The organism is Cobetia sp. QF-1 (assembly GCF_002213105.1).
In the GTDB taxonomy this organism is placed as follows: domain Bacteria; phylum Pseudomonadota; class Gammaproteobacteria; order Pseudomonadales; family Halomonadaceae; genus Cobetia; species Cobetia crustatorum.
This window is the reverse complement of sequence record NZ_NBVS01000002.1, coordinates 25,928-39,485: the sequence shown is the minus strand read 5'-3', so window position 1 is coordinate 39,485 and position 13,558 is coordinate 25,928. Positions and strand designations below refer to the sequence as shown.

The window sequence follows — 13,558 nt, the reverse complement described above, 5'->3', positions numbered from 1 at the left end:
CATGTACGCCGATGCCTTCAACGATCTGGCCCTTGAGGCTGAACTTGAGAACTTCGCTCATCGCTGGTTCTCCCTGCTCAATCGCCTGGCGCCCTCCGTGGAACTGGCTGAACTACTCAGTGATGACGCCTGCATTCAGCTGCTGGACGAATCACTGTCCAGCAGCGACTTCCTGGCCAACTGGGAACAGCGTCGTGGCGACCTGCTGGTCAACAGTCACGGCCTCGGCTGGGTGCGAGCGCAGCGCGATAGTCTGAACTGCGCAACACTGCGCATGGGTGGTGAACATCGCGCCGCACTGCGTGATGGTAGCCTGTTGCACACGCACTTCGACGCGGAATGGGTTCTCGACCTGAGCTGGGGCGAACCGCGCATTCAGCGTATCCAGTTGCTGGATGTGCGCACGATATAGGTCATCTGTCGTTGATGACTCGCCATGTTCGACGCTAGACGAAAAATGCCCTGTCACGATGAAGTGACAGGGCATTTTTTGTTGAGAGTGCTCGCATCAAGGCACTCACATTGAAGACATGCGTGCGGTCGCTATTCGTAAAGCCCCGCCAGCATTGCGGGCGTATCGACATCACGATGAATGCCGGCATCACAGACAGCCACCTCATGCAGGCAGTCACGGTGACAGGCAATCACCTCTCGCGCCCCATCTCCACATTCAAGCATGGCCAGTTCAGGCCAGAAGCGCCGCCCGAACACTACCGGATGGCCAGGAGCACCCTCAAATACCGGTCGCACGATGCACTCTTCACTCGCGTGAGCCCGCAATGTCTGTACCGTCGTTACCGCCACCGCCGGCATATCCGCCAGCCATACCGTTGCCGATTGTATATGCTCCAGTGAGTCATTTTCTGCCAACTGCCGAAAGGCATCTCCCAAACTTGCGCCCAATCCCAGTGCAGCATGTGGCGCACGCCAGATGCTCGACCCATGAGTACGGGCAAAGCGCTCTCCCAACAATGCCTTCACATCATCGTCTTCGCGCAGTACCAATCGCCACGGCATCTCGAGAGACATGACACGCGCCAGCGTCGCCGCGAGCAGGCTCGTATCGCTTGAGTCCGAGCCACGCGGCAAGCGCGCGAGGCGCTTGTCACTGCCGAAACGCCGGCTCTGACCGGCCGCCATCACTAGAATCAGCGCTGTCGCCTGAGTCTCTCGTGCATCACTCACAGCGCGTGACGCTCACGGCCACGGCGTATGCGCACGATATCGGCCATCACCGCCAGCGCGATCTCGGCCGGTGTCTTGCTCCCCAGGTTAAGTCCGATTGGCATCACGATACGACCGATCTCTTCATCGCTGAGTCCGCCACTGCGCGACAGGCGTCCCGCGCGTGCCTGCGAGGTACGCTGCGAGCCCATCACGCCAATGTAGAAGGCTGGCTGGCGTACCGCCTCGATCATCGCCAGATCATCGATACGCGGATCATGCGTCAATGCCACCACTGCTGTCGCGGCATGGCAGCCCCCCGCCGCAATGAAGCGCGAGGGTAGCTCGCGGCGCAGAGTGACACCGGCAATCGGCGTGTTGCGTGCATCCCAGCTCGCCAGCATTTCCTCACGCGGCTCGCAGATGATGACCTCGAAACCGAGGCTGACGGCAAAGGCGGCACAGGCTTCCGCCACTGGCGACAGACCCGCCAGCAAGAGACGCGCCACCGGCCCGACGCGTAGCTGATAGCCCGTCATCTTGCCATCACTGTCGGTCTGACGCTCTACCCGCTCACCCAGCCCGCTATCCTCTTCCAGCACGCGTCGCGACGCTTCACCCAGCGTGATATGGCGCAGGCGCGGCGAGCGACCTTCAAGTGCTGCACGCAGCGCTTTGAGATGCATGATGTCTTCGTCACATGACGTGAAGCGCTCGATCAGCACCTCCAGTAGCCCACCACACGGCAGCTCGATACCCGCCCCCTGATGACCACCCTCGCCATAGCGGATGACTTGCGCTGCCGTGGTGAATTCACCGGCCATGAGACGCACCAGAAAGTCGTCCTCGACACAGCCACCGGACAACGAACCACGGTGTAGACCGTCACTTCGCGCCGCGAGCCAAGCCCCCGGCTCACGTGGCGAAGAACCAAACGTCGAGAGTACCGTGCACAACCAGACTGGCTCATCGAAAGCGCCTGAAACAGGCTTTTCCAACCAGTCAATCGCCTGACAGATCACTTCAAGATCAAGATGTTGCATCGGGAATCTCTCATATCAGAAGAATACCCCGTCTCAAAAGACAGAAAACCCGCCAGCCCAAGTGTCTCGGAGTGGCGGGCTATGCCATTGTGGGCATCAGACGCGATTAGATCTCAGTAAGCGCCGCCTTCAACTTGGCAGGCCGCATCGGAAGATCACGCAGACGTACGCCAACCGCATGCTGGATGGCATTGGCGAGTGCCGGTGCCACCACGGTGGTGCCCGGCTCACCGAGACCGACCGGCATCTCGGTGCTGTCGATGAATTCAAGATCCATCTTCGGCACCTGGTGCATGCGCAACGGCTGGTAGGCACCCAGATTCTGGGCCACGGGGCCGCCATCACGATATTCGGTGCCTTCATGCAACGCCATCGAAACGCCCCACAACAGCGAGCCTTCCAGCTGTGCCATGGCGCCATCAGGATGCGCCAGCGTACCGGCATCGACCACCGTGGTCAGCTGCTCGATCTTGACCTCGCCAGAGGCGCGATCGACCTTCACCCGCGCCACGCAAGCGACCCAGGTCGGCATGTTGCGTTCCTGACCAAAGCTCAGCGCCACGCCCATGCCGGTATCTTCCGGTAGGCTGTCACGCTCGCTCCAGCCTGATTTTTCCATCACGCGCTTGAGAACAGTGCGCAGACGCTCGGCACCGCCCGTGCTGACCGGCGACTTGCCTGCGTTGCGGCCTTCGGCGTCCAGCAGCGAGAGGCGGAATTCAGCGGGATCCTGCTTGGCCGCCAGTGCCAGCTCATCGATATGCTGCTCGACCGCCCATAGCGTCCAGCCCGGTGCGACGGAGCGCAGATACCCCGGCACGAAGGCCTCATGAGCGACCTTGTTCTGCTGCGCCCAGACACGCTGGGTGCCCACGTTGTACCAGTGGTCCGCGCCACTGATGGAGAAGGAATCCAGCTTGCCACCGCCTTCCACGGCTTCGGCGAGGAAGCTCGGCATCAGCGCGGCAGTCGGCCAGCCTGCCGCGGCGGCGTGCTCGGAGGCCACGACACGGCCATCGGCATCAAGTCCGGAACGCACACGCTGCACCGAGGGCGAGCGCACGCAATCGAAACGGCTATCGTCCGGGCGCGTGAAGATCATCTTGACCGGACGCCCCAGCGCCTTGGCCGCCAGTGCCGCCGGCACGGCGTAGTCACCGTGGAGACGACGACCGAAGCCACCGCCCAGATACAGCTGGTGGTGAGTGATCTTGCCATCCTCGACTTCCAGCGCCTTGGCGACGAGGGGAATCAGCAATGACTGCTGCTGGTTGCCGCAGTGGACATGCCAATGCCCCTCCTCCTCATAGGCCAGTGCATTGGCCGGCTCCAGAGTGAAGTGCAGGACGCTTGAGGTGGTGAAGGTGGACTCCACCGTGGTCGCCGCACCTTCGATCAGCGCGGAAGGGTCACCCTGATCCACCATCAGCGAGCCATTGTCACGACTCGGGGTGCTGACCAGTCGCTGGCCTTCTGCCTGGATTGCCGCCTCATCGATGTGATAGCTGTCGCCCTTGCTCCATTCCACCTTGAGCAGGTCGGTGGCACGCATGGCCGCCGAGAAGTTGTCGGCGATGACCGCCAACCACCCCTGACACATGCCGGACGGATCCTTGAGCTCGATGGTCTGGCGGTAGCCGATGACCTTGCTGGCCTCGCTGTCATCCACGGCCGTGACCTTGCAGCCGAAGCGACTCGGCGGCAGCACCGGGCGCGCATGCAGCGTCTTGCCGACACGGGCTTCCACCTCGGCAGGCAGGGTGTAATCGATGCCGTAGACCGCCTGACCATTGGTCTTGGGCGGCACATCCAGCGCATTGCCCTTGGTGCCGAGCACGCGGCGCTCGGAGGCCGGCTTGAGCTCGATGGCCGCAAGCTCATCTTCCGTGAAGCTGCGCTCAAGGCCCGCGGCGACGATCTCGCCATAGCCCAGCGACTGCTCACCGCTGATGACGCGTCCCTGACGCGCCTTGCAGCTCTCGACGGACACGCCCATCTGTCTGGCGCCCGCTTCGATCAACGCGATACGCCCGGCAGCCCCTGCCTGCGACAGCGGCTGGTAGCTGTGATTCACCGACCAGCTGCCGCCGGTGATCATGTAGCCCCACTTGGGATCGCTGTCGACGTAGACGATCTCGACGGAGGCCAGATCGGCCTCGAGTTCCTCGATCACCAGACGCGCCAGGCTGGTGGCGACGTGCTGGCCCATCTCGGCCTTGGTGATATGGATGGTGATGGTGCCGTCAGTGCCGATGGCATACCACATGGTCGGCTCGAAGGCGCCGGCGGAAAGCGTCTCGCTTGCCGACGCCTTGTTGCTGGTCGCGGCGGCCAGAGATGCGCCTGACACACCAAAGGCAAGCATGGCAGACCCCGCCACGCTACCGATCAGAAAACCACGGCGAGAAATGCCGCTCTTTTCGTCAGTGTTGGCACGCTGCTGGGCTGCCAGATGATCTTCAAACCTTGCCATGAGAAGACTCCTCGGTGGCGGTGCGAGCGACAGAAACACCAGCACGTGGATCAAAACTGCCGACACCGGCAGTCGCGGCGCTGGCTTCAGTCTGCTGACCACTCATCTGAGCAGTCGCCTCTGCCTGCTGGCCCACCATGTCGGCTGCACGCTTCACGGCACGATGAATGCGTACGTAAGCCATGCAGCGGCAGAGGTTACCGGCCATGGCGGCAGTGATCTGCTCGTCAGTCGGGTTCGGGGTGTGCTTGAGGAAATTGGCCGCCTGCATGATCTGGCCCGATTGGCAGTAACCGCACTGCGGCACCTGCTCTTCGACCCAGGCCTGTTGCAGCGGGTGATCATCATTCTCGGCCAGCCCCTCGATGGTGACGATGTCACCGCCTTCGGCCGCCAGCACTGGCAATACACAGGTACGTGCTGCCGTGCCGTTCAGGTGGACGGTACAGGCGCCACACTGGGCGATGCCGCAACCGAACTTGGTACCGGTCAGGCCGAGATGCTCGCGCAGCACCCACAGCAAAGGGGTTTGCGGATCGACCTCGAGACTGACGGACTTGCCGTTCAGAGTGAAGTTGGCCAAGGGGCTTCTCCTCAGGAGCATGAAACAAAAACGTGAAATCAGGCAGCCACATCGTCCGCGCGACTTTTCGCAGTCAGAGATGTACCCGGGCAGACATGGGAAGCAAAACGGTCATATCTCGATCATGGCGTCAGCGAGCATACAGGCATCAAAGCGCGTATCGAGACTATCGAGCTGCTGAGCATCCGGTGTCAGGAAACCGACAACGCACAGCATGTCCATTCATTCAGGCAACACCTTCGGCAGCGGGATTCTACAGACCCTCGACTGCCGCTAGGGATGCGTGACAGGCAACAGTGTGGTGCCTGCCGAGCAGAATACTCAACGCAAGACGCCACCTCGCTGTTCCGCGAGATGGCGTCTTGCGTCTCAGGCCTCACAGTATAGCGGCTGAGGCGAGCGAACATGTAGAAGTCGTACAAGAAACTGCGTAAAAAACACGGTAAATCGAGGCAATATCCCGCTTACCGTCGAGACTGTCAGTAGGTCAGACACCTCGTCCAGCCGTTTCTGGCCCCAGAATCAAGCGCTAGAAGTTCTGTCCAGCCAATAGTGCATGAAGGCCAGCAGCCAATGCGTCATCACCACGCTGTCTGGCTCGACACTCAACGAGGCTTCTCCCTCGCGTACGCGGTGTTCACCGATACGCTCACGGCGCAGCTGCATCAGATCACGTGAGTAGCCGGGACTGAATTCCGGATGCCCCTGCACGCCCAGACAACTGCCGACTTCCAGCAGGTAATAGGCACAGAAGCTGCTGTCGGCGAGTACCTGGGCGCCCTCGGGCAGCTCTGCCACCTGATCCTGATGGCTGACGACCAGATCCAGACCCGGCTGCGGCGGCTGCATCCACGGGCGCTGCTCACGTACGCGATTGAACGACAAGCCAACCCCCCAGCCACGCGCATGCTGCTCCACGCGGCCGCCCAGCGCCTTGGCAATCAGCTGGTGTCCAAAGCAGATCCCCACCAGTGGTCTCTGCGCCGCATGCACCTGCCGTACGAATCCACATAATCCCTCAACCCAGTCGAGGCCATCATTGACCCCGAACTGCGACCCGGTGGTCAGCCAGCCATCACAGGCGGCAACATCATCCGGCAACTCACCCTCCAGACAACGCCACACACTGAGGCGAATCGACGGATCCACTCGCTTGAGCAGCGTCTCGAACATGGCTGGATAGTTGCCGTGACGCTCGATCAATACCGGGTTCACGTCATCGCATTGCAACAAGCCAATATGCATCGACACCTCCATGACAGATATTCAGACAACGGTCTGGAACGCGCATTACAAGCGCCCTTCCACCGCGGCGACGAAGATACGCTGATAATCAGCTGCGCCATAAGGAATCGGATTGGTGCCACCGGACGGGTCTTCAGCGGCCATGCGCGCCACGCGTTCTGCCTGAGCGATATCGATGTTCAGCGCACTCAAGGTATGCGGAATGCCCAGCGATTCACGCAGGTCCAGCACCCAGTCGATGAGCGTCGAGGTACCCGGCTGAGCAAGGCCTAGATAACGCGTCAGACGCACCGACTGCTCTCCGATCGCCGAGGCATTGGCGCGCAAGACGTAGGGCATCAGGATGGCATTGAGCATGCCGTGATGCGCGTCATACAACGCACCCAGCGGATGGGCCAGCGCATGCATGCCGCCCAACCCACGCTGGAAGGCAGTCGCGCCCATCATCGAGGCCGTCAACATCTGCTGGCGTGCTTCAAGATCCTGACCATCAGCGACGGCGCGCGGCAGGAAGTCACGCACCAGACGAATGCCTTCCGCGGCAATGCCTTCAGCCATCGGATGATAGAGCGGAGAACACCAGGCTTCGAGGTTGTGCGAGAGCGCATCCATGCCAGTGGCCGCCGTCACGCTCGCGGGCAAACCCACGGTTAGTGCCGGGTCCAGAATCACGCTCTGCGGCACCATGCCGGGATGGAAGATGATGCGCTTGACCTCGGCCTCGCTGTCGGTGATGACGGAGGCGCGCCCAACTTCAGACCCCGTGCCCGCCGTCGTGGGCACCGCCACCACCGGCACGATGCCGGCAGGGTCTGCGTTGCGCCAGTTGTCACCGACATCTTCCAGCGCCCACAGCGACAGGTCCTTGCGCTGATTGGCCATCAGCGCGACGGCCTTGGCGGCGTCCAACGCAGAGCCGCCCCCGAAGGCGATCACACCATCATGGTCACCGGCGCGAAAGGCATCACACCCGTCGCTTACGTTGGCGCCGTTCGGGTTGGCCTTGATGCCAGAGAAGCACGCCACGCGCAGTCCAGCGGCGCGACAGCTCGTCAGTGCAGCCTCCACCATCGGTAACGCGGCAAGCCCGGGATCAGTGATCAACAGCGGCGCCTTCATGCCCAATGACTGACAGGCCTCAGCCAGCTCATCGATACGACCGACGCCGGTACGGATGGCCGCGGGATAATTCCATTGAGTGGTGTAATGATCCATGTTCAGGCTCTCGTATTGTTGTAGATGCTGCGTCCAGCGTGCTGGATCAGGCGTGTTTCAGGTGGAAGGATTTCGGGCGCGTGAGGACGTCATAACCCAGGCGTGACAGCGAGCATCCCCGCCCGGAATCCTTGACGCCGGTCCAGGCAAGCTCCGGGTCCAGATAGTCGCAGCGATTGGTAAACACGGTGCCGGCATCAAGTTGCTCGGCGATGCGCTGCCCTGCCTCGAGATCGCGCGTGAAGACCGCAGCGGTCAGCCCGAAGTTACTGTCATTCATCAGGCGTATGGCTTCCTCGTCGGAGTCCACTGCCATGATGCCGACCACAGGCCCGAAGCTTTCCTCGCGCATCACGGCCATGTCGTGAGTGACGTCCACCAGCACCTGAGGTGCCAGATAGGCACTGCCGGGGCGTGACAGGGGATAGTCGGCGGGGTCTATCAGCGCACGCGCGCCCTGTGCGACAGCGTCTTCAATCTGCCCGCGCACGAAATCTGCACCGCTGGCACGCGACAGCGGCCCAAGCGTGGTGGCGGGATCGGTGGGGTCTCCCAGCCGCAGCTGACGGACCCAAGCCACCGCTCGCTCGACGAAGGCGGCGTGGATGTCGCGCGCGACATAAATACGCTCGATGCCACAGCAGCTCTGGCCGGAGTTGAACATCGCGCCATCCATCACGCCGTCTACGGCAGCGTCGATATCCACATCGGCGCGAATATAGGCGGGGTCCTTGCCGCCCAGCTCCAGTCCAGTCGGGATGAAGCGACCCGCCGCAGAGCGCTCCACCATTGCCCCGCCCGCCACCGAGCCGGTAAAAGACACATAGTCGATACGCTTGTCAGCGATCAGCGCCTCGGTATCGGCATGTGACAGGTGAAGATGCTGGAAGACGCCAGCGGGCAGACCGGCAGCATCGCAGGCTTGCTGAATGCGCTCGGCACATAGCGGAGTCTGAGCCGAGTGCTTGAGCAGCACGCAGTTACCGGCCATCAGTGCAGGCACGATGGCATTCACTGCCGTCATGTAAGGGAAATTCCACGGCGCGATGATCAACGCGGTACCCAGCGGTTCACGCGTGATATAGCGGGTAAAGCCGGGCTTGTCGGCAAGCGTCAGTGGCGCAAGCGCCGACTCAGCCAACGCGATCATGGTGCGGGCACGCTCCTCGAAGCCGCCAATCTCGCCAGCGGCCTGGCTGATCGGGCGGCCCATCTGCCAGGTCAGCTCGCTGGCCAGCTCATCACGACGCGCCACGAATGCCTCGACCATCTTCAAGCACAGCGCCGCACGCTCATTCAGCGGCGTGGCCTTCCAGGCCACCTGCGCCTCACGACTCTGCATCACGGCCTGCTCAATACTGGCCGGACTCGCCAACTCACGGCTGACGTAGACACTGCCGTCTACCGGCGAAAGGGTCTGCTGAAGACTCATGGCCACTCTCTCTGTTGATCACTGAAAGGGAAACACCGCATACCAGAACTGCTTACCGAAAATGACTATTGAATGAGACAGACCGCTAGATGATCTCGAAGTACCGGTCCATCTCCCAGTCGGTGATGTGCTTGCGGAACTCGCGCTCTTCCCATTCACGGGTGGCGGCGAAGTGCTCAACGAACGCATCGCCGAACATCTCACGCGCCGCATCAGAGGCCTTGAAACGCTGGGCGGCGTCCCACAGGGTGCGCGGCAGTGCAGCACTTTCCGGATGATCTATCTCGTAGGCGTTGCCGGTGACTTCGCCCTCAAGCTCAAGCTTGTAGCGGATGCCATAGAGACCCGCCGCGACGGCGGCGGCCAATGCCAGATAAGGGTTGGCATCGGCACTACCAAGGCGATATTCGACCCGCTGACTCTTGTCGCCGCCGGGAATCACGCGCAGCGCACAGGTGCGGTTCTCAACACCCCAGGTAGCTTCAGTCGGCGCCCAGAAGCCCGGAATCAAGCGGGTATAGCTGTTGATGGTGGGCGCAAACATGGCCAGAAACTCAGGCATCAGCTTCTGCTGACCGGCCACGAAGTGACGCTGAACGGCGCTCATGCTATGCGGGGCATCGGCCTCGAAGAAGGCGGAGGTATCGTCATCCAGATTGCGCAGCGATAGATGAATATGGCCGCTCTGGCCCGGGTAATCCGGCGACCACTTGGCCATGAAGGTAGCCATCAGCCCGCGTCGCTGCGCCCAGACTTTGGTGAAGGTCTTGAACAGTGCGCCCTTGTCGCCGGCACTACGCGCATCGTCCACGCCAATGGCAGCTTCCAGCACACCAGGCCCCGTCTCGGTATGCAGCCCTTCGATGGGGAAATCCATTGCCTCGGACAGCTCCATCAGCTCGTGATACAGCTCGCTGTGCACGCTAGAGCGCAGCATCGAATAGCCCATCATATCGGGTGTCAGCGGCTTGAGATTGCGATACCCCTTCTCGCGCACGGATTCTGGCGTTTCCTTGAAGACGAAGAACTCATATTCCAGTGCCCCGAAGGCCTTGTAGCCCATCTCCTCGCCAGCAGTCAGTACGCGATCAAGCAGGCGTCGTGGACAGATTTCGGCGGCCTTGCCCTCAAATTCCGACAGAAACAACAGCATGTCGCCTTCACACGGCACATCACGGCAGGTATGCGGCAGAATGCGCAACGGTGCATCAGGATAGCCGGTGTGCCAACCGGTGAACTTGGTGTTGTCGTAGAGCTCATCCTTGCTATCCCAGCCCAACACGACATCGCAGAAGGCAAAGCCGTCTTCGAGAGAGGACAGGAACTTGTCCTTGTGCATGTACTTGCCAAGCATTACACCGTCGATGTCGAACATGCCGACCTTGACGTGACTCAGACCACGTTGCTCGACGATACGCCGTGCATCCTTGATGCTCTTTACGTCGCGTGCCTTGAGGGTTTTGGTCTTGTGTTTACCGGGTGCCTGCTGCATCGCATTCATGAGTCATCTTCCTGAAGGTATTGATATTGTTGTTGATATGTCATCGCGCCTGTCCGTCGGCACGATTCACCGTCAGCCCAGCTCGCGCTCGGCGCGGGCAATGGCCTCAAACTCTTCTTCGGGTGCCTGTGCGACCAGATGATGACGGCTGTAAAGGCCGAACCAGGCAATCATCGCGAGGTAAAACACACCAGACCACAGTGCCGCTTCCAGGCTGACCACAAAGGTCGAAAGGAAGGCGACAATGGCGAGTACAAAGGCGATACCGGAGGTCAGCGTACCGCCCGGCGTGCGATAAGGGCGTTCGAGGTCAGGCTCGCGGCGGCGCAGCAGAATGTGGGAGAGCGTCATCAAGGCGTAGGAAAGCGTGGCACCGAAGACCGCCATGGTGATCATCAGGTCACCCTCGCCGGTCAGCGACAGCAAGAAGCCGATGATGCCGGGCACGATGAGTGCCATGAACGGCACCTTGCGCGAATTGGTCACCGAGAGACTGCGCGGCAGATAGCCGGCGCGTGACAACGCGAAGACCTGCCGTGAGTAGCCGTAGATGATCGAGAAGAATGAGGCGATGAGGCCAGCCAGACCGACCAGGTTGACGAAGCCAGCCGCCCAGGAAGACTCACCGTAAACGGCCTGCAGCGCGCCCACCAACGGTGCCGCGTGGTCTTTCATGGCCTCGGCGCCGGCAGCACCGGGGGCCAGCAGCAATACACAGGCGGCGAAGATAAGCAGGATGACCATCGCGGTGATGATGCCACGCGGCATGTCACGCGCCGGGTCATCTGCCTCTTCGGCGGCCAGCGGCACGCCTTCCACGGCCAGAAACAGCCACATGGCGAATGGCAGCGCGCTCCAGATCCCCAGGTAGCCTTCCGGCAGGAAGGTCGAGGCACCCGCAGCATCGCTGCTGACGGCAATATCGAATAGACGATCCGCGGAGAAGTGTGGAATCAGGCCGACGATGAAGACGATGATCGCCACCACGGCCAGCGCCGTGATGCACATCATGATCTTGAGCGCCTCACCGGCTCCCCACAGATGGATACCGACGAAGATGGCGTAGAAGGCGGCGTAGACCCAGGGCCCATCCAGCCCGACCAGTTCATTGACATAACCACCGATGAAGACGGCAATGGCAGCGGGCGCAATCGCATATTCCAACAGGATGGCCGCGCCGGTCAGATAACCGCCCCACGGACCCATGGCGCGCCGCGCGAAGCTGTACCCCCCGCCTGCCGAGGGCATCGAGGAGGACATTTCCGCCAGCGACAGCACCATGCAGGTGTACATCAAGCCCATCAGGCAGGTGGCGATCAACATGCCGCCAAACCCGCCAGCCGCCAGTCCGAAATTCCATCCGGCATAGTCGCCGGAAATCACATAGGACACGCCAAGGCTCGCCAACAATACCCAGCCAGCCACGCCCTTCTTCAACTTGCGTCGTTCGAGATAGTCATTGCCGACACTGTCGTACTCGACAGCGGCAGTCCCCGTCTTGGCACTCGCCATTGCTGGCCTCCGGTGATCATCTTGTTGTTATTGGATCATCCTGTCGGCGCATCATTGTCTGCATGTCGCCGCGCGTGGCTGATGAGATCAGCCATTACGAATATGCGCAGGGAATCCAGATGGCGCCAGCATGCATCACGGATACGGCAGCCATCAGTATAGGTAAAACCGATAGTGAGCCATGTCGGTGCAATATCTGCCCTCAATGAGCCATCGGCACTGTTGATGCACCTGTAAGCGATGGCGAGCGAATGACGATGTGTTCCATCAGCCAAGGTAGCTCGCGCGCGATCAGCGCCAGGTAGTCACGGCGTAGCACTTCACGCGCTTCTTCAGCGAGTTGCCGCGGCAGATCCCCCAGCTCGTCTCGCCGTGCCACCAGACTGAGATGGCGCTGCATGATGCCGGGCACTGTGGCGACAGTCGGTAATGGCAGCACCGTGAGCCCAAGATGCCGGATGCCTGCCTGATGCAGACACAAGGGAGTGGTAATGGTCCAGCCAGCACCATCGGCGACCATGCGCAGCACCGCAAAGGTGTTATCCAGCGCGAGTCGCTGTGGGAGCTCGCAACCCACCAGCCGTAGATAGCGCTCGATGGCCTGACCGATCAGCGCCTGAGGGGTATAGCGGACGAAATCCAACTGGCGGGCCAGCGTGGCAAGACTGTCGATCTGCGTGTGTGAATCCCAGTGCGGAGGTAACACCAGCACGAAGGGTTCACAGAGAATGTCGTGGCGTTCGAGGCTGTCGTAATCTTCAAGGCGGTCATCAGAGATGATGATGTCGACGTGACGTGTCAGCAGCGAATGGCCATGCATGTGAGACAGGCCAGTGGTGAGGGTGTAGTCAGCAGTGTGACGACGGATGGCTTGCAGCATCGGCTTGCCGACGGCACTTGCCAGCGAATCGACCAGTGCGAGGCGTACCTGATGCAGGCGATTGAAGCTGCCACTGGCCAACTCACTGTGAGTACGGCGCGCCTCCTCTAGCAAGGTGTGCGCTCGATCGAGAAAGAAGCGCCCTGCAGCGGTAGGCTCCAACGGACGCCGATTACGCACGAATAGCAAGGCACCGACGCCTTCTTCCAGCGTCGCCAGCGCCTGACTGACGGAGGACTGCTTGATACCAAGGTACTCCGCTGCTGCCGTTTGACTGCCGCGCTCGAGCGTCTCGACAAAGATTTCCATGCTGCGCAGATCGAATCCAAAACGGCCCGCCATTATCTATCTCCTGTGCAGCGCAGCAACAGCTCGGCCCGCTATCAGCCCAGCTTTGACCGGACATCAATCAGGTCTCAAAGTCACCATAACGGCAGATCAGGTCCGAAAGCCCTAAAGCTTTTAGATATGAGCACCCCTTAATATGCCTTTCAGGCTGCCGTAACGCGT

The 13,558-nt window shown here is 61.2% G+C and carries 10 protein-coding genes and 1 pseudogene; 1 reads left to right on the top strand and 10 read right to left on the bottom strand.

From position 1 onward, the window contains the following. Position 1: 1 nt before the first annotated feature. Entirely contained in the window at positions 2–412 is a 411-nt protein-coding gene (locus CFN46_RS03550; protein ID WP_088742730.1) for a hypothetical protein, read from the top strand. Between the two features lie 131 nt (positions 413–543). On the opposite strand, the gene CFN46_RS03545 is transcribed toward CFN46_RS03550, so the two are convergent. The 10 genes and pseudogenes from CFN46_RS03545 to CFN46_RS03500 all read right to left on the bottom strand — a co-directional run bounded on the left by CFN46_RS03545 (position 544) and on the right by CFN46_RS03500 (position 13,390). Further along, positions 544–1,185, bottom strand: coding sequence for an NTP transferase domain-containing protein (locus CFN46_RS03545; protein ID WP_024951623.1), 642 nt, complete (start codon positions 1,183–1,185; stop codon positions 544–546). Next, positions 1,182–2,207 carry an XdhC family protein gene (locus CFN46_RS03540; protein ID WP_088742729.1) on the bottom strand — a complete coding sequence of 342 codons (1,026 nt, stop codon included), beginning with the start codon at positions 2,205–2,207 and terminating at the stop codon, positions 1,182–1,184. Before CFN46_RS03540 ends, CFN46_RS03545 begins: the two co-directional genes overlap by 4 nt. A 106-nt stretch (positions 2,208–2,313) precedes the next feature. Then, positions 2,314–4,680, bottom strand: a complete 2,367-nt coding sequence (locus CFN46_RS03535) for a xanthine dehydrogenase family protein molybdopterin-binding subunit (protein ID WP_088742728.1) — start codon at positions 4,678–4,680, stop codon at positions 2,314–2,316. Between the two features lie 130 nt (positions 4,681–4,810). After that, a pseudogene (locus tag CFN46_RS03530) lies at positions 4,811–5,284 on the bottom strand ((2Fe-2S)-binding protein); the annotation flags it as partial. Positions 5,285–5,785: 501 nt separating this feature from the next. After that, positions 5,786–6,508 carry a gamma-glutamyl-gamma-aminobutyrate hydrolase family protein gene (locus tag CFN46_RS03525; protein WP_088742726.1) on the bottom strand — a complete coding sequence of 241 codons (723 nt, stop codon included), beginning with the start codon at positions 6,506–6,508 and terminating at the stop codon, positions 5,786–5,788. Positions 6,509–6,553: 45 nt separating this feature from the next. Then, positions 6,554–7,723 (bottom strand): iron-containing alcohol dehydrogenase, encoded by a 1,170-nt coding sequence (locus CFN46_RS03520; protein WP_088742725.1) that lies wholly within the window; start codon positions 7,721–7,723, stop codon positions 6,554–6,556. A gap of 46 nt (positions 7,724–7,769) precedes the next feature. Beyond that, positions 7,770–9,155, bottom strand: coding sequence for an aldehyde dehydrogenase family protein (locus CFN46_RS03515; protein ID WP_088742724.1), 1,386 nt, complete (start codon positions 9,153–9,155; stop codon positions 7,770–7,772). A gap of 85 nt (positions 9,156–9,240) precedes the next feature. Next, positions 9,241–10,656, bottom strand: coding sequence for a glutamine synthetase family protein (locus tag CFN46_RS03510; protein WP_024951617.1), 1,416 nt, complete (start codon positions 10,654–10,656; stop codon positions 9,241–9,243). A 72-nt stretch (positions 10,657–10,728) separates the two neighbouring features. After that, entirely contained in the window at positions 10,729–12,168 is a 1,440-nt protein-coding gene (gene eat, locus CFN46_RS03505) for an ethanolamine permease (protein ID WP_088742723.1), read from the bottom strand. 202 nt (positions 12,169–12,370) lie between these two features. Beyond that, the gene (locus tag CFN46_RS03500; protein ID WP_088742722.1) at positions 12,371–13,390 is read right to left on the bottom strand and encodes a LysR family transcriptional regulator; all 1,020 of its coding nucleotides are present in this window, start codon (positions 13,388–13,390) and stop codon (positions 12,371–12,373) included. Positions 13,391–13,558 lie beyond the last annotated feature (168 nt).